Origin of the sequence: Micromonospora noduli, assembly GCF_003264475.1 — a bacterium.
GTDB lineage: Bacteria > Actinomycetota > Actinomycetes > Mycobacteriales > Micromonosporaceae > Micromonospora > Micromonospora noduli.
Genome location: NZ_PYAC01000042.1, coordinates 79,589 through 103,225, shown reverse-complemented (window position 1 = coordinate 103,225; position 23,637 = coordinate 79,589). Strand labels below are relative to the sequence as shown.

Genomic DNA, 23,637 nt, shown 5'->3' with positions numbered 1-23,637 from the left:
CTTCCGACAACGACCCGGTCCGGGTCCACGCGGCGTAGATCGACATCGGACAATAGCATGGTGGACCGTGACGGGGTGATCCTTTGCGTGCGGAGTGTCGCTAATGTGTCACTCTGTGCTGCGGGGCTGGAGGAGGTCCCAGCGGTTGCCGTAGATATCGACGAACACCGCTACCGAACCGTACGCCTCGTGCCGCGGTTCCTCCAGAAAACGCACCCCGGCCACCACCATCCGGGCATGGTCCCGGGCGAAATCCTCGGTGTAGAGGAACAGCCCGACCCGGCCGCCGGTCTGGTCGCCGATCCGAGCCTGCTGCTCGGCGCTGCTCGGCCGGGCCAGCAGCACTGCCGTCTCCCGGGCCCCCGCCGGGCGGACCACCACCCAGCGTGAACCGTCCGGTCGGGCGGTGTCCTCCACCAGCTCGAAACCGAGGTCGCCGACATAGAAGTCGATCGCCTCGTCGTACTCCCTGACCAGCAGCGCGACAAGTCCCAGATGTGCCATTCGGCCATTCTGCCGGCGGATGCCCCGGGCCCAGCCGGCGACGTCCCCACCGGTCACCCGCGTCACGCCGCGGCCCGGTCGGCCGGAACCAGACGCGTCTGGTGTCCGTCCCATCCCCGGGTGGAAGGTGGTGAGCCGGATGCGTTCGTCCCGGACCGTACTGGTGGTGGCACTGCTCGGCATGGCGTTGGGTGGCTGCGGTGGCACTGACATCGGGCCGGGCCGGGCCGACGAGCCCGCTCCGGCCCAGATCGTCGACGGGTGGACCTCCTGTGCCAAGGCGGCACCCCGGGCGGGCGAGGTGATCACGGGGCCGACTACGGAGACGTCACCGCCGGCCGTGAAGGAGCCGACGATCGGTCGCATCGACCCGGCGTTCACAGCGGTCGCGGCCGTGATCTGCGGGCGCGAGATTCGGCCGGGCCCCAACGGCGGTCAGGAACAGATCGCCACCGAGCGACGCGCCGAGCAGATCGCACCGCTGCTCACCGCGCTGCGCCTGCCCAGCGAGCAGACCGGCGGGGAGGTCGCCTGCACCCTCGAGATGGTCATCCCGCCGTGGTTGGCCCTGGTGGACGACCGGGGACGCTGGCTGCGGCCCCAGATCCCGACGGACTCCTGCGGCAAGCCTCGCGCCGAGGTGATCGCCGCGCTGGCCGGGCCGCAGTGGACCACTGTGGGCACCCGTACCATCCGGCAGATCGAATCCGCGGCCGCCGAGGCCGCCGGATGCGCGCAGCAGTGGACGGACATGGTGTGGGTGGAGACCCGGAACGGTAACCCCGGGCCGGCAGGGCCCGGGCTACCGCCGGCAGCCGGGCCGCTGCGCCTCTGCGTCTACCAGGTGCCCGCGTCGCTTCAGGAAGGCGAGAAACCTGCGGGCGACTTCGTGTACGGCGGTCCGCTGCCAATCGAGCGCCAGGCGGGCGTGCTCCGGGCTCTGTCCAACCGCCGGGCGGTGGTCGACTGTGCCACCCCGGCGACCCGCTTCGCGGTGCTACGCCCGCTCGAAGGTGCAGGCCCCGACCGGTACGTGGAACTCGACGGCTGCCGCCGGTTCCTGGTCGCGCCAGCGAGCGGCGGTGCGCAGCTCGGCCAGGGCGACGACGCGCTGGCCGCCCTGCTGGGGCCCGTCTGAGCTGGCTCGGCGAGTCCACGACACCCGACCGGCCGCTACTTCGACAGGGCCCGCTCCAGCTCGCTCTTCGACATCGACGAGCGGCCCTTGATGCCGCGTTGCTTCGCCTCGTTGTACAGCTGCTCCTTGGTGCGACCCTGGGCGCCGCTGTGGGAGCGCTTACCGCCACGGTGCCCGGACGACACGTCGTTCCGGGAGGACCGGCTCGCCGTTCGGGACTCACCCGAGCGGGCCCGTTCCTTGTTGACAGTGCGGGCCGCGATCTCCTTGGCCCGCCCGGCGGAGGCGCCCCGCTCTTGCGCGCTCTCCTTGATGTGCTCGTACTGCCGTTCTCTCTTCGGGCTCGATCCTGCTGGCATCGGTGCCTCCCACCTCCGCTGTCGGTGCGGTCGAGGCCCGGCTCGCACGCTTCTGATCTGACATCGGCACGTTCCGAGCCGGGGCGTGGTGTTCACGCTGTCTGAGCACGATGCCCCGCCGTCCGCAGGGTCAAACAAGAGCGCCCGAGCCGATCCGGCTGCCTCGGGGACGTTCCACTCCGCGTCGTATAGTTGTCGCCGCAGCCGACGCCTGGGCGTCGGTCAGTCAGCGTCCAGCAGCGGGCGCCCGGGCTCGGTTGGCGAGTCCGTGCGGCGCCCCGTGCTCGCGGGTGCGCCATCACCACGCGCGCTGCCGTCGCCTTCCTGCAACCGGTACGCGCCCCGGGCACGAGGACCTTGAAGTCATGGCACAGCAGCCCATTGATCCCAATGCGGCGATCTCCGAACTCGGCCAGATCAAGCTCGGCGAAACCGACCTGTCTGGAGTGTTGACCCAGGTCTCCGAGTTGGCACGGCGAACGATCCCGGGCGCCGAGGAGGTGTCGGTGACGTTGCTGAAGCAGGAGGGTGCGCACACCGCCGCGTTCAGCGGTGAGATGGCGCTGCGACTCGACGAGCTGCAGTACGAGCATGGTGAGGGTCCGTGTCTGGAGGCGGCCAGAGACTCCGCCGTCGTGTCAGTCCCCGACATGTCCGAGGAGGTCCGCTGGCCGCAGTGGGCGGCCGAAGCCGTGCAGGGTGGAGCTCACAGCTCACTGTCGATCGGGTTCCCGATCCAGGAGTCGGTGCTCGGTGCGCTGAACATCTACGGGGCCGAGGCGGGTGCCTTCGACGACGACGCGGTCGCCCTCGCAGAGACGTTCGCGGGGTACGCCGCTGTCGCCCTCGCCAACGCCCACCTCTACGACACCACCGCCACCATGGCCGCGCAGATGCAGTTGGCCATGCAGAGCCGGGCCGTGATCGAGCAGGCCAAGGGCATCATCATGGGCGAACGCCGCTGCACCCCCGACGAGGCGTTCGCCGTCCTCGCGAAGGTTTCCCAGGACTCCAATCGCAAAGTGCGGGAGGTCGCTGCCGCCCTGGTGGAGAGGACCACCCGGGCACCGGGTCTCAAGCGTGATCGCGGCGCGTCCGGCAACCTTCCGTAGGCGTTCGGCGACCGGCTGCTGTCGCCGGAAGGTGGCGAGCCGCCAGCGCAGCGCCGACTGAGGTCGGCCGGAAGCTGACGCGCCGAGTGGCGGCCGACTGTCCAGGCGGTTATCGTCGAGGTTGGTCAAGCCATGCGCCAATCCTGTTACGGATTTCAACAGGAGGCGTGTGCTCCTATGACTGAGCGTTCCTGGTTCTTCCAGAGCCACTTCGACAGATTCCCGACGGCAGTCACCCTCGGTCAGGTCACGTCAGCGGCGCTCGCCGGCAGCCGGCGAGATGGCCGATTCGACCTCGATTCCTCCGGGCCGTCGTTCCAGGTGACCCGCTACACCGAGCCCACGAACCTGTCCGCGACCATCTCGGCCGACCGGATGGTCGTCGCCCCGGTGGGGTACGTCGACATGGACACGGCCCCACGCCTGGCCACGGCCCTGATGAACGCGATCGACAGTCATCCCGAAGTCTGTTGCGACCTGACCGGCGTCGGCTTCTTCAGCGCCGCCGGTGTGCGTGTACTCCTACTGGCGCGGCACCGGGCGGACCAGGTCGGCTCCCGCTTCTCGATCCGGGGCGCCGGGGGGATCACCCAGCGGGTGCTGCGGATCACCGGGGTGGAGCGCCTGCTCCTGGGCCCCGAACAAGACACCGGCCCAACCGCGCGGCTCGGCTGATCCGCAGCTCATGAACCACACCCTCGCCATGCGGTGGCGTCACCAGGTGTCCGGGCGGTCGAGGTCGCGGGCCGGCTGGTACCCGCCGAGGATCGCCAAGCCCTCCGCCTCGGTGTAGCCGTTCCCCCAACCCTTACGGAACGCCTCGACGTGGCAGGGCTTGACCACCATCTCCAGCACGTCACTGCCTTGCCGGCGGGCCCGGTAGGGCCCGGCGACAAGATCTCCGCGCCGGGCGTCGTCGCCGGCCGGGGCGGGTTGCGCCCGAACGGTCAGCCAACGGCCGGATGCGTCACCGACCACCAGAGAGCCCTCGACGAAGGAGTCCCGCGCCGACCGGCCGAGCGTGACCGAGCACTCCAGCAGCCGTCCGTCGGGCGGCAGCGACTCCAGGCGGAACGGCACGACGCAGCGGTGGGCACCGTCGAACCGGACCCGGCTCGCGGTGCCGGCCGCCTCGTCCCGGGTGGTCGCGTACACGTCCACCTGGGCCCAGAGCCCGTCGGTGGGTTGCCAGCGGACAAACCACAGCTTCCGGTCGCCGGACGGATCGAACCAGGCGACCCCCGAGCGGTCGCCGACCCGCACCTCGGTCCGTCCCTGCGGTCGCCCCTGCGAGGACAACGTCTGCTGGAGCCCGTCCAGCAACCCTTCGGTGCGCGCCAACACGAAACGGGCCTGACCGGTCGGGCCCCGGAACTCGACGCTCTCGATGCCGCGCCCGGTGCGCCACGACGCGAAACTGGCATCGCTGACCAGCGTGTCGGTCGAGAAGTGCACAGTCGCGGGATCGGCACCGACCTCCTCGGGGCGTACGGTCCCATCGCTCTGTGCCTCCGGCAGCATCAGCGCCGCGGCCGGCATGATCGGGTCATCGGTGCCCCGAACGCCCGGGGTCACCAGAACCACCGAGGTGAGAGCGGCACACGCCGCTGCCACGCCGCCGGCGATCAGTCCTCGTCGCCGCAGTCGCAACCGCCGGCCGCGATGGCGGGCCCGTTGCACGATCGGCGTCGGATCGATGTCGCCGCCCGCCCGATGCTTGAGCGTGGTGGCGAGCTGCTCATCGAGGTCACTGAACATCAGAGCTCTCCTGCCCATGCGTGGGTTGCTGCAACCTGACGCTGACGCAGCGCCGCCAGGGCCCGCCTCGCGTGTGTGCGTACCGTCCCGGTCGAACAGGCCAGGATCTCGGCGATCGACGTGTCGTCCAGATCCTCGTAGTAGCGCAGGACGATCACGGTGCGCTGACGCGCCGGCAGAGCACAGACCAACCGCCACAGTGCGTCGCGCTCGGCGACCCCGGCGGCCTCGTCCACGTCGCCGGCCCGATCGAGGACCGCGGCAACCGAGATCTCCCGGCTGCTGAGCCGACGCCACCACGAGTTGTGGGTGTTGACGAGCATGCGCCGGACATAGGCATCGGGACGGTCCGTCCGCGAGATGCGGCCCCACCGGGCGTACGCCCGCGCGAGGACATCCTGAACCAGATCCTCGGCTCGGTGCTCGTCACCGGTCAGCAGCCGGGCGAGCCGCACCAGCGCCGAAGTGCGAGCGAACGCGTACTCCTCGAACGTCACGCCCTATTAACGCCGTCGGCCGGCCCGTCCGTAGACACCTGCCGGGCACTTTCTGCCGAGCAGGGCGTCGTGGCGGGCCTACTCGCTGACGTAGGCGCCCCGCTGCGGCACTGTCATCACCAGTCCACGCTCTAGAGCTGTTGGACGATCTGGATCGGGTTGCCGTCCGGGTCGTCGGTCCAGAGGATCACCGCAGCGGTCTTGTGCCGCACGGATGGCTGCACCGGCAGGACTGTCTCCGTCCTCGGAGAAAATCTATGAGCGAAGCGCTAGACATTGGCACCGTCGCCAACTAACGTTCCTGTGGTCGAGAACAGAGCAAACAAAGACGCTGACGGTGCCGCCCCGCACGAGGGCGAAGGAGTGGGGCCCAGGGAACCTGTAGGGCCTGCTCAGCTCGGCGGCAGACATCTGCCGCAGTTGGCTAGTACGCAGGAATGCGTGTGACAGCGGGTGGGGCCGACGCTTGTTCAGGGCTTCACCCGAGGTGAGAAGAGTTCGTCGTACGTGTTGGGGCCATGAAGTCGCGTGGGGCTCGGACACCGACGGACAGCACGGAGTACGGCAGAGGAAATCAGAGGCAAGGGAGGGCATTACACCGTTGGATCGCCCGCTACCAGTCGCATTCACGGGCTGGGCGCGGACACCGCAGTTTCCCTCGAACGAGAGGTGGTCTCCGGTCACGCTTACGCGATCCTCGCACCCGAAGCCGTCCCTGACGGCTGGTGCGGACAAGACAAGCCGACGTTCTGTCGGTAGATGGTGTTCCTGACCCACAACCCTTGGGCCCCGGTGCTTCCGAGCACCGGGGCCCTCGTGATGGAGGTTCCATGGCTCAACCCGACGACATGCTCGACGATGAGGACTACCCCGCCTACACGATGGGCCGTGCCGCCGAGATCCTCGGCTGCTCGCAGGACTTCCTACGCCGACTCGGCGCTGCGAAACTGATCGACCCGCAGCGGTCCAGTGGGGGGCACCGCCGCTACTCCCGCTACCAACTGCGACTTGCCGCGCGAGCTCGGGAGATGTGCGACCAGGGCACCGACCTGGCCTCGGCCTGCCGGATCATCATTCTTGAGGACCAACTCGAAGAGGCCCTTCGGCGCAATGAGCGTCACCAGCAGGGCTGAGCACACGTCCGGGCGGGCCTGCCAGACGAGACCGTCAGAGCTGTTGGACGATCTGGATCGGGTTGCCGTCCGGGTCGGCGGTCCAGGCGATCAGCAGGCGATCAAGCCACCGGTGTGGTGCGGCCAGTGCGGGGGCGCCGTCCGCCGTGAGTTCGGCGTACGCGGCGGCGGTGTCGTCGGTCCAGAGGATCACGGCGGCCCGCTGGCCCTGGGACACGGGGTCGAGCCCGTGGTCGTCGCGGGTGGAGGCCACCGAGGCGACGCCGATCTTGTAGCCGTCGAGCACGAGATCGATGTGGATCGGCTCACCCTCGGCCGGCACCCGGAAAGTCTCGGTGAAGCCGAGACCGGTGTAGAACTCGGCGGCGCGGGAGACGTCCTCGCTGAAGAGGATCACCTGGGGAGTGCGGAACATCGACACCGTCCGACGCTATCAACGCAGTGACTTCTCGCTACGCGGGCAGGTCCGACGAAATGGCGCAAGCGGGCGTTCGCCCAGTACGACCGCCCCCGCTGCATCCGCGACGGCCACGAACGGCGTTGACACGCCCGGCTCGACGACGCATCGAGCCGGGCGCGTCAGTTGAGCTACGCCACGAAGCGGGAACGGCGTCGGCGTCCGATCAGGTAGCCCGCGCCGCCGAGGAGCAGGAGCACACTGCCAATGCCGGCCACGGTCGCGGTGTCAGCACCGGTCACGGGCAGCCCACCGCCCTCGCCACCGTCGCCGCCGGGTGCACCCGGGCTGCCGGAGACGGTAGGAGTCGGTACAGCGGTCGTCGTGGCGCTGGGCGTAGCGCTCGGTGTGGGCTGAGCCGTCGGCGTCGGGGTGGGCTGAGACGCGCAGTCAAGCTCACGGGCGGCGTACAGGCCGTCGTTCAGGTAAGCCAGGTAGGCATCGACGGTCGCCTCGCCGAGCACCTTCTGTGCGGCCGCCTCCACGTTGGCACCGGCGTCCGTCAACGTTCGGACCACAGTGATTCGCAGAGCCGTTGACCAGGCATTCTGCACGCCCGTCTTGAGGAATGCGCGGAGCTCGTCCTCAGTGCCCTTCAGCGCATCCTGGATGGCGCCGGGCAGAACGGGCAACGAGTCGGCGTTCGCCGCGGCCAGGATCTGGGCGGCCAACACCCGTACCTCCTGATCGGTGGCGGTATCCAGGTCGATGGTGACAAGTTCGCGGATGTCCTTGTACACCTTGCGCTCGACCGTCTGGCAGGCCTCGTTCAGCCCGGGCGATTCGATGTGAGCCACCGCCGGTGCCGCCGGAATCAAAAAGGCCAGCGCCAATAGGGCGCCGGCCGGGAACTTCCATCGCATGTGGTCTTCCTCCCCGTTGCAAGCAAAAACACGGAGATATTACCGTCAGTGGGTGAAAAAGCAAGGCCGGATGCACGTCCAAGACTTCGCAATGAGCAAGACGCGGCAGGATTCGCTGCTCAACCCCTCCACAAGGGATGAAAAATGGTCCAGTGGTCCGCCGCAGGGGACAGGCTGTAGGCGTTGTGATGGTGGCCTTTATGCCGCCCGGCGTCAAGGCCTTACGCATTGGCGCACCGATGAGCTACGACCACCCTTGACCCCGAACGGGCTTCGCAGTCCGTGGCCCCTATCCAGGGATGGAGACAGACTGGCGGCACCTTCCGCAGAGGAGGCCCGGACGTCACCCCTACTACTCCCGCAGGTACTCGGTAGCGGGGTCATGTCACGGAGAAGTTGCGAATCTCCTCTCCGAGCTTGGGCAAGCAGCCGGGACTACCGGAAGGCGGCTGGTTAACCACGCTCGGCGAGGAGATTCGCTTGCCACCTTAGGACGAGGTGAACCAACGACAGGTGTCCTCGCCTGCGTCATCTTCGCAGATCTTCACGTCGTAAACTCCCACGCTCCAGACGCGCGTCCCGCAGCCAGCACTGCTTCCGTTGCCGTCACCGACCTTGATCGAGGCCGTGTGGTAGATGCCGCTGTAGAACCATGCATACACACCGTTGCCGTCGGCCTCGTTGTCACACACCTCAAGTTGGGCCTGCCCATTAGAGAGGTTGATGAAGCACGCTCGGTCGGAGCCCTCGTAAACGCATCCAGAGTTTGCTGCATTGGCTACCCCAGGAACGGTCATCATGATGCCGATCCCGAGGGCAGAACCAATCGCCGCCAGTCGCTTAATTCCCACTAGTTCCCCCGTTGATGGTTTGTAAGCGACAGCCCTTGAGCTGCCGTCAGTGCCGGGAAGACTATATGGACGGTCATAATGCTGCAACCCCGCACGACACGTGCAGCTTGTCGTCAAGCCATCCCGATGCCATTGACGAGGTGACGGATTTGCCAGCAGGTCGAGCGTGGCGCGGGTGCGCGGGTTGCGCCGCTCATCCACTTGGACCAGCAGTCGGTTACGGGCCTTCTCGGCTTCCTCGGCCGCGGTGCGGCCGGCAGGGGTGGCTTCGGTCAGGTAGTGCCGCTTCCCGTTGATCGGGTCCGACCCGGCGTAGACCTTCACCCGCAGTGACCGACTGGGCAGGGTATCGATCTCGCCGCACAGGCGCTGCTGCGTCCGCTCGAGGCTGCCACGGGCCACCGGAGCGCGCTCGCAGCACGAGTTGCCCCATGGAGCTGGTCAGAGGGAGGGCTTGCCTGTGCGCCCGGCAGGATTCGAACCTGCGGCCTTGGGATTAGAAGAAGATCGCGGATGGCTGGTTAGACTATGGCGCTCCTGGTCAGCCCGTCTGTCGTTGTCGGCTGGTGTCAGCCTCTGGCCGCAGTCTTGGCTGTACGGAAGGCTGTACCGCCCAGATCGGCCCTTCAGGTGTACCTTGCGGCAATGCCCTTCGCCATGCCGATCTTTGACGGCAGGGATGCCTGGATAACGCCGAGCCTGGCGACGGCGGTCCTGGCTCTCCTCTTCACCGTTGCCTCCTTCTGGTGGATCCAGGTCCGGCGGGGACGTCTGCGCTGCTACACCTCCCACGTCTATAGCGGCGCCTTCTCTCCCAGGAAGCTCGTCTTCGTGGTGCCTCTGGTCTTACACAACCCGGCTCCCGCCCCGTTGGTGGTGACCGACCTGCGGCTCCTGATTGACGCATCGAAGGGCGGGCCTAGCAGTGACCTGGCAGGGTTTCCGATGAAGCTTCGCTGGATCGCCTCTCACACCGCGGTCTACCCCAAGGACGAAACCCGCACGTTCGCGGCGCCCTTTGCAGTAGACGGCCGTAAGGCAGTTGAGTGTTTCATCGAGTTTCAGCGCGCCGACCCGCCTCGCCTTCTTGAGGACGGACCGTACAAGGCGACGATCGAGGCACTTGTGGAGCCGCGGTCTTGGCGGACCCGTCGCAGGTGGAGCCCGCTCTTGTCCTACACGTTCAACTCACAGCTGGCCGGCGCCAGCCGCGCCAGCCTTATCCCTCGCTCCAACGACCCGGATCTTGATGGTGAGGGCGACGAGGTCTGGCAGTGACGCGGACGACCGTCCGGCTTTGTTCCGCCCGGTGCCTCCCATCATGGCTTCCAGGCCGCACCCGCTGATTCGTGCCTCGGCCGGACTGTCTGGTTCAGTGCGGAAGGGTCCGAACAACGGTCCCAGCGCTCTACCCGTTCGCCGCTACGTCGGTCCGTCCAGGGCCGGTGCTGTCACTCGCTGCTGTCACCCACCTGTGGGCGGTTGCCCTTACGATGCGGGACCTAGAGGGGGTGGCGGAGATGATCCTGGATGGGCTTACCGAGGCGGCCGCGGTCCGCAAAGCAGCTGAGGAATACCGCGCGCTTGGCCGCACGATTTTTCGCGACCGCTACGGCTATGGCGGTGTGCAGCGCTACTGGGTTGTCGTGGATGGCCAGCTACACGACGCGAAGGCCATCGCGGGGGTGGCGTACGGGCACCAACGCCCCGACATGGGTCCCCTTCGGCACGATCAGTTCAGTGGCGGGGAAGCGGGTGCTAACCGGGCTCTGTCGCGGCTGGGGTTCACGGTCGTCAACAGCAAGCCGGCGACGGCAGACGGAGAGAGGACCTGGCGTCTATCCGTCAATCAGCATCTCGCACACGCGAAAAACACCAGCGGCTACGTGACGGCGGACGTCGTACGCGTGTGGGGTGCGTACGGCGGCGGGCAAGGAGTGTGGGTCGACTCCGAGCGAACCAAGGAAATCGATCCGGCGGGCGTTGCGGTGGGCGTCCTGCACACGGGCATCCACTACGCCGACGACCTGAGCGACGACGGGATCCTCTACCACTACCCAATGACCAACCGAGCGGGTAAGCGGGACGATAGCGAAATCGACGCCATCAAGAAGGCAGCCGAGCTGCGCGTTCCGCTCTTCGTCATCTCGAAGCCAACACCGTCATCACGCTGGCGGGAGGTGCGTCTCGCCTGGGTTGAAGGGTGGGATGATCGGGCGAGGGTGTTCTCCCTGACCTTCGACGGCCAGGCGCCGACGAAGGTCCTAAGCCATGACGATTCCGACAATCAGCCCTTCAGCTTGTTCGGCAACAACAGCCGCCGTGCTAACGGGTCGCGGAAGCAACGTCCAGGGCAGCGTCTGTTCAAGCTCAGGGTTATCCAGAGGTACGGGTCGCGCTGTCCGCTCACGGGCGTAACGGTCCCGGAAATGCTTGATGCTGCTCACCTAGTTCCTGATGCCGCGGGTGGATCCAGTGACCCACGGAACGGTCTGCCAATGAACGCTGCCCTCCATCGTGCGTTCGATTCCGGCCTCTTCGCTATCCATCCAGAGACGTTCGAGGTGCAGACGCAGCCGGGCCTTACTGCAGCCAACCTGGGGATTTACGTCGCCACGATCGCGGACCTACCGAAGAAGCCTCATTCGGACGCAATGAACTGGCGCTACGAGTGGTGGGCGGCGCAGCCCAAGAATGCTCCCGACGGAGGTCCGAGGCCAGCCGGCTCGGCCCGGACATGATCGGACTATTGCGAAACTAGGTTGTCCATCCCGGATCACCCTGCACCAGGGTCTAGCAGCGATACGCCATGTCATCTCATACCACCTTCCCCTAGCGATCGGCCTAACATGCGGGACAGTTCACAGCCCAGGATCGGCAGCGACGCTCACTCCTCCGTGGAATGGAGTGAGAGACGCGACCATCGGCGGCCTGGTCTGCACGTGCCGTGGTCGTGGCTCACCCTGGCGCTCCTTGCGGTTGCCATAACGTCACTGGGGACACTGAGTGTAATAGTAGGAATTAAGGACGTAGACGTGTTGTCTACGATCGCCTTGGCATTGGCCGTGCTTGCCTTTGCAGCGCAGCTGATTGTGTCGCTAGCGCAAGCACAGGGATCGGCGCAGCAGTTGACCCAAACCGAGCGGGTCAACTCGGAAACGCAGTCTGCCCTTGCCGAGGTACGGTCTACCGCAAACGCTCTACTGACGAACCAGTCTGATCAGTTCAATAAGGTTCTTTCTGCTCTTCTCCGGTCTGCTACAGAGGATGCAGTGAGAGAGGTCGCCGAGGCGGCTTCTTCCGGACCTACGGGGCAAGCTGCACCCCAGGCTGAGTCAATAGACCCCGAAGCGGTAGCAGAGCGTGTCGAGATAAGGGTTAGGCAACTGCTGGCCAACCACCAGCAAGGCGACGGGGTGGGGCGGTCCAAGGTTTTCGATCGTGATAGAGCCCCACTGCCGGAAGGCTTGGGCCGTACCGCGGTCAGACTGTTCCGTGAACTCGACCCAAATGCCGTTCTTCTTTTCACGAGCATCGTTTACGGCATGCGTCGACGCAATGCCCGCCACTTCATGGCCGGGACGAGCATTCGGTCGAGCGAGATTTTTAACACGCTCATGAGCTTAGACCTCTTTGTTTTCACGGGAACGACAATGAAGAGCGACCCGCAGATCGCACTTAGCCCTACTGGCTCAATGGTTGCCGACCTAATCTTTGGAAGTCACCACGTGGCAGCATGGTTCCGTGAGGAAATTGGGCTGGCAAGACAGGGGCCTACCCCGTAAATTCAATGCCGTTCGACACCAAGCTGGATTCGATGCACAACTCTGTTGGCTGTTGCTAATCGGGACAGCGCCGGGCGCCGATCCAGTCAGAAGGTCCTACAAGGGATGGGTTTGATGGCTGGAAACAAAGAATCGCCCCGCATGTCGCTCATCTGCGCTGGATGCGAGAAGCCTTCTAGCTGCGTGATCGCTGGGGAACTCATGTACCAGGAAAACCCGAGTAGCGATGGCTGGTCGCCGCCAACGCGGATTGCCTTGGTGCAGTGCGAGCATTGCCGGGGTCCACTGTTAGTCGGTCGTGAACACTTGGGCCCCGGGGTCGAGTGGGACGACCCGTTCGTCATGTGGCCACCGCAGCACCGCCTTCTCAGTACAGCGATCCCCGCGGGCCTCCGCAGTATCCACGAAGAGGCACGCACGTGTTTCAAGGCGAAGGCCTATAGAGCGTCCGTCGTGATGGTACGGCGCACGATCGAAGGAGTTTGCGCCGAAAACGGGGTAGAGGAGTCGGTTCTCAGGCGATCGCTCGAAGCCCTCAATAAGGCCGGGGTGATCGATGGACGGTTACTGGAGTGGGCCCAAGAGTTGCGCGTATTGGGCAACGCAGGCGCCCACTACACGGAGGAGTCCATTACAAGGCAAGACGCGGAGGACGCCCTGGCGCTGGCTGAAGCGCTACTCGACTATGTCTTCGTTCTCACCGCAAAGTTTCAGGAGTTCCAGCAGCGAAGAGCCGGGGGAAAGGGTTAGAGCGGATCTCCTCGTCGGGCAGTCGCAGACCGTCCAGCCTTCCCGGACAGGGACCAGGTGGAGCGCCCCACCGGACGAACGACCTGGTCCCTGTCCGGGAAGGCTGGTAGCCCTCGTGGTGGCCGGCGAGGGGATCCGCGGCCCATCTCTGAGGAGGGCCGGGGTTCGGGGCGGAGCCCCGAGGTCTTCAGAACCTGATCGATCCTCAACGTGGCCGGCCGGCCCGGCCGATGCCGGCCGGAGGTCGCCAGCAGGCCGGGGCCGGGCCGGCGCGCCCGCTTGCGGGCCGCCTTGATCCCATAGAGGCCAATTCGGCAACACTATTCGGTCACTGGCTTCGGTCCGTCGTAGCTCGTCCCGCCGAGGGTGGCCCCGTCGAACCTGGCGTCGCCGCTGAACGTCGCCCCGTCGAATCCGGCGTCGCCGCTGAACGTCACCCCGTCGAACCCGGCGTCGCCGCTGAACGTCGCCTCGCCGAACCAATTGGTGCCGCTGAACGTCACCCCGCCGAACCAGGCGGTGCCGTTGAACGTCGCCCCGTCGAACCTGGCGATGCTGCTGAACGTCGCCCGGCCGAACCCGGCGATGCCGCTGAACGTCGCTCCGTCGAACCAGGCGGTGCAGCTGAACGTCGCCCCAGCGAACCCGGCGTCGCCGCTGAAAGTGACCCCGCCGAACCTGGCGGCGCCGTTGAACGTCACCCCGCCGAACCCGGCGTCGCCGCTGAACGTCACCCCGCCGAACCAGGCGGCGCCGCTGAACGTCGCCCCGTCGAACCTGGCGGTGCTGCTGAACGTCACTCCGTCGAACCTGGGGCTGCCGGTGAAGTGGGTTCTCGTGAAGGTGGCGTCGTGAAGGTGGCAGCCGGTGAGGTCGAGGTCGATGAGGACGGCTTCGGTGAGGTCAATTGTCATCTTCGGGCCCCAGTACAGGGAGTGGGGTTCTCCGTCTGGGGCTGTTGGTTGCAGGTGGCGGGCGAGGATGCGTTGGGCGGCGAGGCGGACCTGGCGTTCTTCCCTGGGGTCCACGGCTGGTTTGTCGCTGTCACCGGTGGCGACCGTTGGGGCGGCGGGAGCGGGGGCGTTTGCAGGTGGTTGGGCGGCGTGCGTAGGGGTCGGCTGGTCGTCGGGTGGGGTGTAGGGCATGCGCAGGTAAGCGCAAATCACTTCTACGATGTTCTGCCGTTGGATCGGGTTGTCTTGGGCGAGGCGTTCCAGGGCGTATAGGCCGGCGAGGCGGACCGGAGCCTTGTCTGCGCCGAGCTGGTCGGCGGCCTTGACGTACAGCTCGGTGACCCGTTTCTCCCCGGCGTCGTACTCGGTGGCCTGCTGGGTGCGCTCGGCCAACTGCTGCCGGCGGAACGCCAGCAGGAGCGCGAACGCGGCGGTTACCGCCGCGCCGATGGTCAAGCCCGTGCGGATGGATTCCACCCGCAACCGCGCCCGCTGCACCCCGTCACCCACCGCCGGCACTGAGCCCTGCAACCAGGCGACCGCCGCCCAGGTGACCATCCCCACCAGGACCACCCCAACCGGGATCACCCACGATCGCAAGGGCTGCACCTGCCGATCCGGCTGTGTAGGCGCGGCAGACAGCTCAGCCTTTACGCCGTTCCGCTGCCAGAGCAGCACCCCCGCGACCAGGACCGCCACGCCTACCGCCGCCGGGGCCAGCACCGGCCATCCGGAAGCCAGGACACCCCACCAGGACCGGGGGACCGACACCAGCGCGACCGACAGCAGAACCAACCCGCCGACCGCCATCAGAGCGACACTCAACCGTCTCGTCACACTCTGGAATCATGCCCGTACGCGGCAAACCACGTCGTACCCATGAACGGGGCCTGAGCGCGGCGGAGCGCTACCTCAGTCTCCTAGACCACCCGTCGCACCTCACCGGACGGATCACATTCACGTTCCCGCAGCAGCGGTACGATGGCACACATAGAGTGCGGGTCTACTTCTCGGGAGGTTGCAATGTTTGCGCTGGTGGTTCGGTTTGACCTCAAAGACGGGGACGCTGCGGCGGGCTTCGACCGACTCATGGCGGAGACGCTGCCAGGCATTGAATCTCTAGAATCCGGGACGCTGGTTTACGCCACCCACCGGGTCGAGGGTGAGCCGCTGGCGCGGGTCTTCTACGAGGCGTACCGGGATCGTGCGGCCTTTGAGGAACATGAGCGGCAGCCGCACACTCTTCGGGCTCTCGCAGAGCGTGAGCAGTACCTGTCGGGAGTTCGTGTGGAGTTCTTGGAGCCGATGGGCATGAAGGGTGTGGCCTCGTGAGCGAGGACCCGAGCGCCGAGCGCGCGCTGGGGCGGCGGATTGCATTGCACCGTCAGCGGCGAGGGCTGTCGCAGCGGGAGTTTGCCCGTCTGATCGATCGGTCCGAGACGTGGCTGTCCCAGGTTGAGCGGGGGGCTCGAAAGATCGACCGGATGACGGTCCTTGAGCGTCTCGCCCAGGTCCTCGATGTGCCGCTGTCGGAACTGGCCCCTGAGGCTCCGGTGATCGCTGCCGTACACGAAGAGCCACAAGCGGCAACGGAGCTGAGCCTGGCGTTGAGTTCAAGTCACGCCTTGGCTGCCGTCCTCAGGACAGAGTCGCCTCCCGTCGATATCGGCGAGCTGTCGGATCGGGTCGAGCGAGCGTGGAGCCATACGCACGCGTCGGAGGTCACTCAGGTCGGCGAGCTGCTTGTGCAGTTGCTGCCGGATTTAGAGAGCGCGGCTCGTTCCACCGAAGGGGAAGGGCAACGGGCCGTCTATGCGGCGCTTGCTCGGGCGTACCACGCCTGTGCGGCAGTGCTTTCCACGATTGGCGACTCGGGGGCTGCTTGGGTTGCAGCGGACCGCGCGATCGCTGCCGCCGAGCGTGCGGAGGACGTGCTCCTCATGGGCGAGGGCGCGTTTCGGCTTACGCTGGTCTTTCAGGCCGCGCGACGGCTGGACCGGGCGCACCAGACCGCCAGTACAGCCGCGGTGGCCCTAGAGGACCGCGCGGACGATGGCGAACCAGGAGCCCTGTCGGTGTCGGGCGCGCTGCATCTCCAACTGGCCATCGTGGCGGCCCGGCAGAACGACGCCGAGCGGGCGTATCAGGAGATTGAGGTAGCGCGACGAGCTGCGGAACGCCTCGGCGAGGACCGCAACGACTACAACACGGAGTTTGGTCCCACCAATGTCGCGCTTCATGAGGTGGCTGTCGCGGTCGAGTTGGGCGATGCCGGACTTGCTCTGCGAACTGCCGCCACCCTCGACCCATCAGGGCTATCGCCTGAACGGCGGAGCCGGTACCTCATCGACATCGCTCGCGCCCATGGCCAGCGCCGCAACCTGGCCGCCGCAGTGGAGGCGCTGACACAGGCCGCCGACTTGACGCCCGAGCGGGTGGCGGCACACCCGCTGGCGCGTGGGCTTGTTGCAGACCTACTGCGGATGGACCAGTCAGAAGATCCGGACCTGCGCGCGCTCGCCGAGAGGTTCGGCATGCGCTGAGATCGAGGCCTGCCTCTGCTCATAGTCACCATCACAAGTCGCCCGCTGCTGGCCCTGCGCCAACGGCGGGCGACTTGTCTGTTTTCCCGCTCACCGTATCGACCCGCACTCTAAGTATTGAGCCACACTAAAAGTGCGGGTACCGTCCCTTGTGTGCGGCAAGGCCGCACGAAACGCCAAGTGCCGGCGACGAGCCGGCGGCGACTGAGAGGACGTGGAACCGATGGCGATTCCCAACACGATCAAGGTCCCCGTGCCGTTCGATTACGTGTTCCCGCAGGGTGCGCTGTGCCTGGGTGCGGAGCCGGTGACGGACTTTGACAAGCGCGGCCAGGGTGACGACCAGGCGCGCGACAAGGACACGGGCGAGCGGCTGTGGGTGGTCAAGGTCTTGGACCTGGACCCGGAGGCCGGGAAGTTCGGCGGGACCAAGGAAGTCAAGGTGAAGATCGCTGCCCCGGTGCAGCCGGTGCCGCCGGCGTCGAAGATCCCCGGCTACCCGCCGGCCGTGACCTTCACCGACGTGACCCTGACGCCGTATGTGGACTCGCAGCGGTGCAAGGGCTCGGGGAAGTGCCGGGCGCGTCAGGCGTGGTCGGTCCGCGCCGGGGCCATGACCGAACCGGCCGCGATCAAGCAGGCGGCCTGACCAGACAGGAACGCGCGGGGTGGGACTCGCCCGCCAAGACAACTCCCGCCCCGCGCCTGACCCTCATCTCCCTGAAAGGAGCTGGGCTGATGCCCACGCTAGCTGACGCTGCCCGCATCGTCGGGAACCCGCGCCCCGCCCCCCACCGCCGCACTCACCGCCGCACGGTGATGCGCCTCGCCGGTCCTGGTATCCGGGCCGCCCGCGAGGTCTACACCACCGTCCCGGCCGACGCGGTCCGCGTGGCGGCGCTGGTGGAGATCGCCGCCGCCGCCGCTGCTGCTCTTGCCCGCACGGTGGTCAAGCTGCGCCACCTCGACCCGGACCTGATCGCCCCGCACGTCTCCGATCGCGTCGACCTGCGCGCGGTGCTCGGTCGGGGCCGGTGGCTGCCGACCATGACCCGCCACGTCCCCGCCCCGGAATCCGGACCGATCGACCTGGCCGCGCTGCTGCCGACCCGGACGCCGGTCCGCCGCCGGGTGGTGCGTCGCGGTCCCGGTACTCCCGGGCAGGCCGCCCTGTTCGCCGCTGCCGCTGGGGAGGGCTGAGCAATGCCGCTGGTCAACGTGATCCGGGGTGACCGGATCGACTCCGCTCCGATCAACGTCCGGACCCCGTTTATCCGCATCCCGATGTGGGTGGCCCTGACCTGGTGGACGCTCAAGGCCCTGGGCCGGCTGGTCTTCGTGGTGGTGCGGTTCTGGTACGTCACCGTCCCGGCGGTGTTCTTTGCCTGGCTCTACGGACGGTTCGGCTGGGCCGGTCCGGTCGGGTTCGTCGCCCTGGTCGCCGCCGTCGCCGCCGGCTGGGCGTTTGGGCACCGGCCGTCGTTCCTGCGGTTCGGGTGGTGGCCGGTGCTGTCCTGCTACCGCCGGATGCTCTACCGCCGTAAGTGGATGGCGGCGATGGTGACCGCCAAGCTCGCCGTGTCCTTCGACTCCCACACCGTCCTGCCGGTGCTGCGTCGGGTGCGCTGCGGCGGCGGTGTCGACGTGGTGGTCGTGCGGATGGTGACCGGGCAGATCCCCGACGACTTCGCCAAGGTGGCGGAACGCCTCGCCCACACGTTCGGGGTCCGGCAGGTCAAGGCCGCGCCCGGTCCGCGCCCGGATGTGGTGCTGCTGCACCTGTTCCGCGGTGACCCCCTCGCCAAGCTCGTCCGCCCGCTGCCGGTGCCTGCCGTACCTGAGTTCACCGCACTGCCGGTGGGCAAGCGCGAGGACGGCGACGGCTACGAGCTGCCCCTGTTCGGCACGCAGGTCCTCGTGGTCGGCGCGACCGGGTCGGGGAAGGGCTCGGTCATCTGGTCGGTGGTCCGCTCGCTTGCCGCCGGGGTCACCTCCGGGCTCGTGCAGATCTGGGGCCTCGACCCGAAAGGCGGCATGGAACTCGGCATGGGTGCGCCGATGTTCACCCGGTTCGCCCGCAAGGACTACGCCGCGATGTGTGAGCTGATCGAGGAAGCCGCGACCGTCGCCAAGGACCGGGCCGGGAAGCTCTACGGCCGCACCCGCCAGCACACCCCGACCCCGGACGAGCCGCTGATCGTCCTGGTGATCGATGAGCTGGCGAACCTGACCGCCTACCTCACCGACCGGCAACTCAAGGACCGCATCAAGGCCGCGCTCTCGATCCTGCTGTCCCAGGGCCGCGCGGTCGGCGTGCACGTGGTCGCCGCGATCCAGGACCCCCGCAAGGAAGTCCTGCCGTTCCGGGACCTGTTCCCCACCCGCATCGGCCTACGACTCGCCGAAGCCGCTCAGGTCGACCTCGTGCTCGGCGAGGGGATGCGCGATCGCGGGGCGCTGTGTGACCGCATTCCGCAGTCCCTGCCCGGTGTCGGGTTCGTGGTCATCGACGGTGACCCGACCCCGATGCGGGTCCGCTTCTCCTACCTCAGCGATGACGAGATCCGCGCCATGGCCCAGACCTACGGCCGGCTGCGCGTGATCGACGGCGAGATCCTGGAAGGTGCCGCATGAAGCCCCACCCCACGGCCACCCGCGCCGACCGCATCGACGCCCTGATCCTCGTCGTCATCCTGCTCATCGTCGCCGGCTTCGCGGGCGCCGCGTCGTTCACCCACGTCAAAGACTGGACCCTCGACAACTCCCCGGCGGGCACCGGCGAGTGGTTCGGCTGGGCCAACGCCGTCATCAGCGAACTGATCCCGGCCGCTGCGCTGCTGACCATCCGCCGCCGACGCCGCACGGGCGGGCCGATCGGCTACCCGATGTTCCTACTCGTCGCCGCCGTCTCCCTGTCCCTCGCCGCGCAGCTCGCCGTGGCCAAGCCGGGCCTGTCCGGATGGCTGCTGTCCGCTGTACCCGCGCTGGCGTTCATCGGCCTGTCCAAGCTCGTCCTGTCCACCGCCCCGGCCCCCACCGACAACGCGCCGGCCAAGCCGGTCGCGCAGTCCGCCCCGCCGGCCCCGACCCCTGTCGTCGCGCCGGACGTGGCTGAGCCCGTCGCTCTGGCCCCGGTCGAGCCGGCACTCCCGGCCCCGGTCGCCCCGCTGGCTCCGGTGCCGCCGGCTGCCTTCGTTCGCCGCAACGGCGTTCCGCTGATCGGAGAGGTGACCCGATGACCGACGCACTCCTGTCCGGCCTGCTCCTCGTCGCCTTTCTTGCCCTGCTCGCCTGGGATCAGTACCGGCTCTACGTCGCCCGCTACGAACTGGCCGCCCTACACCGCGCCACCCTGCGCGACCCGCTGACCGGCCTAGCGAACCGTGCCGGTCTCGCCGCCGGCTGGGAACAGCTCGCGCCGCTGCGCCCGTGGGTGGTGGTGGTCGACCTGGACGGCTTCAAGCCGGTCAACGACACCCACGGCCACGCCGCTGGAGACCTGGTCCTCACCGCCGTCGCCTCCCGCCTCCGCACCATCCACGGCGTGCCCGCCCGCCTCGGTGGGGACGAGTTCGCCGCGCTGCTCCTCGACCCGAACCCGGCCGCTGCCGCCCGGCAGATGGCCGCCGCGATCGCCGCCCCCGTCCGGCTGCCCTCCGGGATCACGGTGTCAGTGACCGCGAGCATCGGCCTCGCACCCGCCAGCCCGGCCGGGCTCGCCGCCGCCCTGGCCGACGCTGACGCGGCCATGTACCGGGCCAAGACCACCCGGGCCGGCGTGGTGGCGTTCGACCCTTTGCGCGATGACCACGCCACCGCCGACCCCCGTCCGGTCGTGCGGGTCCGCGACCTCTCCCCGACGCTGGGGGTGGGCCGATGACGCTCACTCCGACGCTGCCCGGCCTCGAACCCGCGCCCGTGGTGGAGCCGAGGCCGGGCTCCCGCGCCGCCCGCATGCTGATGCCCCGCTCCGTCGACGTAGTCAAAGACCTCGCCACCGACTACGGCGTCTGCACCCGACCCGTCTCCCTGCGCCGCACCGACCTCGACTCCGGACAGACCGAAGTCATAGACATGCCCTGCGGCGCCACCCAAGAGGCCAAATGCCCCGCCTGCGCCACCAAGGCTCGCCGGCTGCGACAGCAGCAGATCCGCGAAGGCTGGCACCGCGACGACGAACCCGACCCCGGCCCGCAACCCGCCACCGACGCGCAACGCGGCCTCATCGTCGCCCGCGCGCACCTCGAATTCGCCCGCGACGAAGCGACCCGGATCTCGCAGTGGGATCAGGTCGCGGACCTGGACGACGCGATCGAGGAACTGGAAAGCCAGATCACCACCGAAGGCATGCGCGGCCGCCCCGCCCCACCCCACGGCGGCGACGACCAGGACGACGGCGACGGCAAACGGCGGGTCCGATCCACCAAGCGTAGGCAGGACGCCCCGGACCTACCCCGCCTCCCGGTCGAGAACCGGACCGTTGGGCGGACCTTCGACGGGCGAGGCGGGCAGGTGTTCCGGCCGTCGATGTTCCTCACCCTCACCCTCGGCTCCTACGGCCGTGTCCACTCCGACGGGACACCGGTCGACCCGGACAGCTACGACTACCGGCGGGCCGCCTGGGATGCGGTGCACTTCCCCCGGCTGCTCGACCGGTTCTGGCAGAACCTGCGCCGGGCGGTCGGCTGGAACGTCCAATACGCCGGTGCCGTCGAGCCACAGCGCCGGTTGGCCCCGCACGCGCACTTCGCCATCCGGGGCACCATCCCTCGGGCGCTGGTGCGTCAAGTCGCCGCCGCCACGTATCACCAGGTGTGGTGGCCCTCGGTCGACATGCGGGTCTACGAACTGCGGCAGGCGCCGCAGTGGGACGCCGATACTGCCGGCTACACCGACCCGACCACCGGACGGCTACTGCCGTCATGGGATGACGCCCTGGACCAGGTCGACGCCGACCCCGACGCGCAACCCGTCCACGTCGCCCGCTTCGGTGTTCAGGTCGACGCCAAGGGCGTGCTCGCCGGCACCAAGGATGCTGATCGGTGCGTCGGCTACATCACCAAGTACCTGACCAAGCAGGCCGCCGACTGCCACGACGTGACCACCGGCCGGCAACGGGCGCACCTGGAACGGCTCTGGCAAGAGCTGCGGCACACGCCGTGCTCGGAGCGGTGCGCCAACTGGCTGCTCTACGGCGTCCAACCCAAGAAGGCAAAGCAAGGACTGCGACCCGGCAACTGCAAGAACAAGGTCCACAAGCGGGAAACCCTCGGCATCGGCGGGCGCCGCGTCCTCATCTCTCGGCAATGGTCTGGCAAGACCCTGACCGACCACCGGGCCGATCGGCGCGAGTGGGTCAAGGCGCTCCTGGGCGTCACCACCGACGCCGACACCGCCTCGCCCGGCGGCGAGCAACGCCACGCGTGGGAACTCGCCCGACCGACCGACCCTGACGTTGCGCCGCTAGGGCATCGGGTCCTGCGCGCCATCTCCGAGCGCATCCAATGGCGCGTCCAACTCGACGCCGCAAGGCGTGTGGCCGACCCACCCGACGTTTCGGCAACCACCTCGCATCAGTCGGCAGAGCAGGAAGGGACCGGAGCATGAGCGAGAAGAAGAGTGTCCGCCCGGCTGAGGCTGCGGCCCTGCTCGGCGTCTGTCGGGACACCGTCTACGTCCTGATGAGATCGGGCCGCCTGCGGTCCGTGAAGCTCGGCAGGGCTCGCCTGATTCCGGTTGCCGCGATCGAGGAACTTCTTTCAGCAACCGAGGAGTACGCGGCATGAGCGGCAAGCGGCGTCGGTCTCACGGTGAGGGATCGGTCTTCAAGTACCGGGATGGCTTCGCAGCGGTGCTCGATGTGGGCTGGGGTGAGGGCAAGCGGTCGCGGAAGTGGGTCTACGGCAAGACGGAACGGGAAGTGCTCGGAAAGCTGGCCGACCTTCGCCGCCGCCAGGAGCAGGGGCAGAACCTCGCCGCCGCTCCTAGGACGGTCGGGGAGTGGCTGGACGAGTGGTTGCGGATGAAGGAGCGTGACGGGACACGGCCGTCGACGATGCAGGGCTACCGGAAGCTCATTGAGAATCACGTCCGCCCGGCGCTTGGCCGGCTGGCACTCGACAAGCTGACGCCGACCGTCATCCGCCGGCTGCTGGCCGAGAAGACAGACACGGGTCTGTCGGCAACGACGGTTCGGCACATCCACGGGCTGATCCGGAACTCACTCGGTGACGCGGAGCGGGAGGAGTTGGTGCACCGCAACGCCGCCAAGTCAGTCCGTCCGCCGGCCATGAGGCAGACCGAGCGTCGCGCCCTGGGCGTGGATGAGGCCAAGCGGCTGCTCGACGTGCTGCGGGGGCACCGCTTGGAAGCCTTGTACGTCTGCGCCTTGACGGTCGGGCTCCGTCGCGGGGAACTGCTCGGGCTCGCTTGGTCGGACATCGACTTTGACGCCGGCACCCTGACCGTTCGGCAAACCGTCCAGCGGGCCGAGGGTCGCCTCCAGCTCGTGGCGCCCAAGACGGAGCGGTCCCGGCGGACGGTTCCGGTGCCGGCGCAGACCCTCGCCCTGTTCCGTGCGCACCGTCGACAGCAAGCCGCGGATCGGTTGGCGGCGGGGGAGCGATGGCAGGATCACGGCTTGGTCTTCCCGTCCAAGGTCGGTACGCCGACGGACCCGGACCACATCGACCGGACGTGGCACAAGATCCGGGCGGCGGCCGGCCTCGACTGGCTGCGGCTGCACGACCTGCGGCACGCCTGCGCGACGTTCCTGCTCATCTCCGGTGCCTCGCCCCGGACCGTGATGAAGGTGCTCGGGCACAGCCAGATCGGGCTCACGATGAACACCTACGCCCACGTCCTGCCGGAGATCGAGCGGGCCGCCGTGGACGAGGCCGCGAAGCACCTCTTCGGGTGACTTGGCTGTACGAAT

Annotated in this window: 26 protein-coding genes; 18 read left to right on the top strand and 8 right to left on the bottom strand. The window is 67.8% G+C overall.

The genetic code is table 11. The annotated features are described in order from the left end of the window. Positions 1-108 precede the first annotated feature (108 nt). On the bottom strand, positions 109-504 hold the full coding sequence (locus tag MED15_RS29445) for a VOC family protein (protein ID WP_112584170.1): 396 nt from the start codon (positions 502-504) through the stop codon (positions 109-111). 139 nt (positions 505-643) lie between these two features. Between MED15_RS29445 and MED15_RS29440 the strand changes: the two genes are divergently transcribed. Next, entirely contained in the window at positions 644-1,642 is a 999-nt protein-coding gene (locus MED15_RS29440; RefSeq protein WP_112584104.1) for a hypothetical protein, read from the top strand. 35 nt (positions 1,643-1,677) lie between these two features. On the opposite strand, the gene MED15_RS29435 is transcribed toward MED15_RS29440, so the two are convergent. Next, positions 1,678-2,001 (bottom strand): plasmid stabilization protein, encoded by a 324-nt coding sequence (locus tag MED15_RS29435; RefSeq protein ID WP_112584105.1) that lies wholly within the window; start codon positions 1,999-2,001, stop codon positions 1,678-1,680. 365 nt (positions 2,002-2,366) lie between these two features. Here MED15_RS29435 and MED15_RS29430 point away from each other — a divergent pair, with 365 nt between their 5' ends. Next, on the top strand, positions 2,367-3,113 hold the full coding sequence (locus tag MED15_RS29430) for a GAF and ANTAR domain-containing protein (RefSeq protein ID WP_112584106.1): 747 nt from the start codon (positions 2,367-2,369) through the stop codon (positions 3,111-3,113). A 177-nt stretch (positions 3,114-3,290) separates the two neighbouring features. Then, complete coding sequence (locus MED15_RS29425) at positions 3,291-3,788, top strand: STAS domain-containing protein (protein WP_167457762.1); 498 nt, start codon at positions 3,291-3,293, stop codon at positions 3,786-3,788. 39 nt (positions 3,789-3,827) lie between these two features. Here MED15_RS29425 and MED15_RS29420 read toward each other — a convergent pair whose 3' ends face one another. Both MED15_RS29420 and MED15_RS29415 read right to left on the bottom strand, forming a co-directional pair. Continuing rightward, positions 3,828-4,871 (bottom strand): hypothetical protein, encoded by a 1,044-nt coding sequence (locus MED15_RS29420; protein ID WP_112584108.1) that lies wholly within the window; start codon positions 4,869-4,871, stop codon positions 3,828-3,830. Then, complete coding sequence (locus MED15_RS29415) at positions 4,871-5,368, bottom strand: SigE family RNA polymerase sigma factor (protein WP_112584109.1); 498 nt, start codon at positions 5,366-5,368, stop codon at positions 4,871-4,873. Before MED15_RS29415 ends, MED15_RS29420 begins: the two co-directional genes overlap by 1 nt. 830 nt (positions 5,369-6,198) lie before the next feature. Between MED15_RS29415 and MED15_RS29410 the strand changes: the two genes are divergently transcribed. Next, entirely contained in the window at positions 6,199-6,501 is a 303-nt protein-coding gene (locus MED15_RS29410) for a MerR family transcriptional regulator (protein WP_112584110.1), read from the top strand. A gap of 34 nt (positions 6,502-6,535) precedes the next feature. Here MED15_RS29410 and MED15_RS29405 read toward each other — a convergent pair whose 3' ends face one another. From MED15_RS29405 to MED15_RS34420, 3 genes are all read right to left on the bottom strand, one after another. Beyond that, positions 6,536-6,916 (bottom strand): VOC family protein, encoded by a 381-nt coding sequence (locus tag MED15_RS29405; protein WP_244220642.1) that lies wholly within the window; start codon positions 6,914-6,916, stop codon positions 6,536-6,538. Between the two features lie 173 nt (positions 6,917-7,089). Further along, positions 7,090-7,821 (bottom strand): LPXTG cell wall anchor domain-containing protein, encoded by a 732-nt coding sequence (locus MED15_RS29400; protein ID WP_112584112.1) that lies wholly within the window; start codon positions 7,819-7,821, stop codon positions 7,090-7,092. A 488-nt stretch (positions 7,822-8,309) separates the two neighbouring features. Beyond that, positions 8,310-9,074, bottom strand: coding sequence for a hypothetical protein (locus tag MED15_RS34420; RefSeq protein WP_225855365.1), 765 nt, complete (start codon positions 9,072-9,074; stop codon positions 8,310-8,312). A gap of 243 nt (positions 9,075-9,317) precedes the next feature. On the opposite strand from MED15_RS34420, the gene MED15_RS29390 reads away from it, so the two are divergent. From MED15_RS29390 to MED15_RS34730, 4 genes are all read left to right on the top strand, one after another. Further along, positions 9,318-9,950, top strand: a complete 633-nt coding sequence (locus tag MED15_RS29390; RefSeq protein WP_146766760.1) for a hypothetical protein — start codon at positions 9,318-9,320, stop codon at positions 9,948-9,950. A 242-nt stretch (positions 9,951-10,192) separates the two neighbouring features. Further along, positions 10,193-11,413 carry an HNH endonuclease gene (locus MED15_RS29385; protein ID WP_208646747.1) on the top strand — a complete coding sequence of 407 codons (1,221 nt, stop codon included), beginning with the start codon at positions 10,193-10,195 and terminating at the stop codon, positions 11,411-11,413. A 294-nt stretch (positions 11,414-11,707) separates the two neighbouring features. Beyond that, positions 11,708-12,457, top strand: coding sequence for a hypothetical protein (locus MED15_RS33305; RefSeq protein ID WP_146766759.1), 750 nt, complete (start codon positions 11,708-11,710; stop codon positions 12,455-12,457). Positions 12,458-12,562: 105 nt separating this feature from the next. Continuing rightward, complete coding sequence (locus tag MED15_RS34730) at positions 12,563-13,207, top strand: DUF4145 domain-containing protein (RefSeq protein WP_112737521.1); 645 nt, start codon at positions 12,563-12,565, stop codon at positions 13,205-13,207. Between the two features lie 320 nt (positions 13,208-13,527). Here MED15_RS34730 and MED15_RS29375 read toward each other — a convergent pair whose 3' ends face one another. Beyond that, a complete protein-coding gene (locus MED15_RS29375) occupies positions 13,528-14,997 on the bottom strand; it encodes a pentapeptide repeat-containing protein (protein WP_244220634.1) in 1,470 nt (489 codons plus the stop codon). Positions 14,998-15,183: 186 nt separating this feature from the next. On the opposite strand from MED15_RS29375, the gene MED15_RS29370 reads away from it, so the two are divergent. The 10 genes from MED15_RS29370 to MED15_RS29325 all read left to right on the top strand — a co-directional run bounded on the left by MED15_RS29370 (position 15,184) and on the right by MED15_RS29325 (position 23,622). Then, positions 15,184-15,492 (top strand): putative quinol monooxygenase, encoded by a 309-nt coding sequence (locus MED15_RS29370; protein ID WP_112737519.1) that lies wholly within the window; start codon positions 15,184-15,186, stop codon positions 15,490-15,492. Further along, positions 15,489-16,703, top strand: a complete 1,215-nt coding sequence (locus MED15_RS29365) for a helix-turn-helix domain-containing protein (RefSeq protein WP_112737517.1) — start codon at positions 15,489-15,491, stop codon at positions 16,701-16,703. The genes MED15_RS29370 and MED15_RS29365 overlap by 4 nt, the downstream gene beginning before the upstream one ends. Positions 16,704-16,926: 223 nt before the next feature. Then, the gene (locus MED15_RS29360; RefSeq protein WP_112737665.1) at positions 16,927-17,352 is read left to right on the top strand and encodes a hypothetical protein; all 426 of its coding nucleotides are present in this window, start codon (positions 16,927-16,929) and stop codon (positions 17,350-17,352) included. An 89-nt stretch (positions 17,353-17,441) separates the two neighbouring features. After that, a complete protein-coding gene (locus MED15_RS33675) occupies positions 17,442-17,903 on the top strand; it encodes a hypothetical protein (protein ID WP_167457760.1) in 462 nt (153 codons plus the stop codon). Between the two features lie 3 nt (positions 17,904-17,906). Then, complete coding sequence (locus MED15_RS29350; RefSeq protein ID WP_112737513.1) at positions 17,907-19,337, top strand: FtsK/SpoIIIE domain-containing protein; 1,431 nt, start codon at positions 17,907-17,909, stop codon at positions 19,335-19,337. Further along, positions 19,334-19,942 carry a DUF2637 domain-containing protein gene (locus tag MED15_RS29345; RefSeq protein WP_112737512.1) on the top strand — a complete coding sequence of 203 codons (609 nt, stop codon included), beginning with the start codon at positions 19,334-19,336 and terminating at the stop codon, positions 19,940-19,942. The genes MED15_RS29350 and MED15_RS29345 overlap by 4 nt, the downstream gene beginning before the upstream one ends. Then, entirely contained in the window at positions 19,939-20,583 is a 645-nt protein-coding gene (locus tag MED15_RS29340) for a GGDEF domain-containing protein (protein WP_112737510.1), read from the top strand. The genes MED15_RS29345 and MED15_RS29340 overlap by 4 nt, the downstream gene beginning before the upstream one ends. Further along, positions 20,580-22,310 (top strand): replication initiator, encoded by a 1,731-nt coding sequence (locus tag MED15_RS29335; protein WP_112737508.1) that lies wholly within the window; start codon positions 20,580-20,582, stop codon positions 22,308-22,310. Before MED15_RS29340 ends, MED15_RS29335 begins: the two co-directional genes overlap by 4 nt. Next, positions 22,307-22,489, top strand: a complete 183-nt coding sequence (locus tag MED15_RS29330) for a helix-turn-helix domain-containing protein (protein ID WP_112737506.1) — start codon at positions 22,307-22,309, stop codon at positions 22,487-22,489. The genes MED15_RS29335 and MED15_RS29330 overlap by 4 nt, the downstream gene beginning before the upstream one ends. Beyond that, entirely contained in the window at positions 22,486-23,622 is a 1,137-nt protein-coding gene (locus tag MED15_RS29325) for a tyrosine-type recombinase/integrase (RefSeq protein ID WP_112737504.1), read from the top strand. Before MED15_RS29330 ends, MED15_RS29325 begins: the two co-directional genes overlap by 4 nt. The last annotated feature ends 15 nt before the right edge of the window (positions 23,623-23,637 follow it).

Coding starts and splice junctions, on each gene's coding strand:
- MED15_RS29445 (WP_112584170.1), bottom strand. CDS start 504: ATGGCACATCTGGGACTTGTCGCGCTGCTGGTCAGGGAGTACGACGAG.
- MED15_RS29440 (WP_112584104.1), top strand. CDS start 644: ATGCGTTCGTCCCGGACCGTACTGGTGGTGGCACTGCTCGGCATGGCG.
- MED15_RS29435 (WP_112584105.1), bottom strand. CDS start 2,001: ATGCCAGCAGGATCGAGCCCGAAGAGAGAACGGCAGTACGAGCACATC.
- MED15_RS29430 (WP_112584106.1), top strand. CDS start 2,367: ATGGCACAGCAGCCCATTGATCCCAATGCGGCGATCTCCGAACTCGGC.
- MED15_RS29425 (WP_167457762.1), top strand. CDS start 3,291: ATGACTGAGCGTTCCTGGTTCTTCCAGAGCCACTTCGACAGATTCCCG.
- MED15_RS29420 (WP_112584108.1), bottom strand. CDS start 4,871: ATGTTCAGTGACCTCGATGAGCAGCTCGCCACCACGCTCAAGCATCGG.
- MED15_RS29410 (WP_112584110.1), top strand. CDS start 6,199: ATGGCTCAACCCGACGACATGCTCGACGATGAGGACTACCCCGCCTAC.
- MED15_RS29405 (WP_244220642.1), bottom strand. CDS start 6,916: ATGTTCCGCACTCCCCAGGTGATCCTCTTCAGCGAGGACGTCTCCCGC.
- MED15_RS29400 (WP_112584112.1), bottom strand. CDS start 7,821: ATGCGATGGAAGTTCCCGGCCGGCGCCCTATTGGCGCTGGCCTTTTTG.
- MED15_RS29390 (WP_146766760.1), top strand. CDS start 9,318: ATGCCCTTCGCCATGCCGATCTTTGACGGCAGGGATGCCTGGATAACG.
- MED15_RS29385 (WP_208646747.1), top strand. CDS start 10,193: ATGATCCTGGATGGGCTTACCGAGGCGGCCGCGGTCCGCAAAGCAGCT.
- MED15_RS34730 (WP_112737521.1), top strand. CDS start 12,563: ATGGGTTTGATGGCTGGAAACAAAGAATCGCCCCGCATGTCGCTCATC.
- MED15_RS29370 (WP_112737519.1), top strand. CDS start 15,184: ATGTTTGCGCTGGTGGTTCGGTTTGACCTCAAAGACGGGGACGCTGCG.
- MED15_RS29360 (WP_112737665.1), top strand. CDS start 16,927: ATGGCGATTCCCAACACGATCAAGGTCCCCGTGCCGTTCGATTACGTG.
- MED15_RS33675 (WP_167457760.1), top strand. CDS start 17,442: ATGCCCACGCTAGCTGACGCTGCCCGCATCGTCGGGAACCCGCGCCCC.
- MED15_RS29350 (WP_112737513.1), top strand. CDS start 17,907: ATGCCGCTGGTCAACGTGATCCGGGGTGACCGGATCGACTCCGCTCCG.
- MED15_RS29345 (WP_112737512.1), top strand. CDS start 19,334: ATGAAGCCCCACCCCACGGCCACCCGCGCCGACCGCATCGACGCCCTG.
- MED15_RS29340 (WP_112737510.1), top strand. CDS start 19,939: ATGACCGACGCACTCCTGTCCGGCCTGCTCCTCGTCGCCTTTCTTGCC.
- MED15_RS29335 (WP_112737508.1), top strand. CDS start 20,580: ATGACGCTCACTCCGACGCTGCCCGGCCTCGAACCCGCGCCCGTGGTG.
- MED15_RS29330 (WP_112737506.1), top strand. CDS start 22,307: ATGAGCGAGAAGAAGAGTGTCCGCCCGGCTGAGGCTGCGGCCCTGCTC.
- MED15_RS29325 (WP_112737504.1), top strand. CDS start 22,486: ATGAGCGGCAAGCGGCGTCGGTCTCACGGTGAGGGATCGGTCTTCAAG.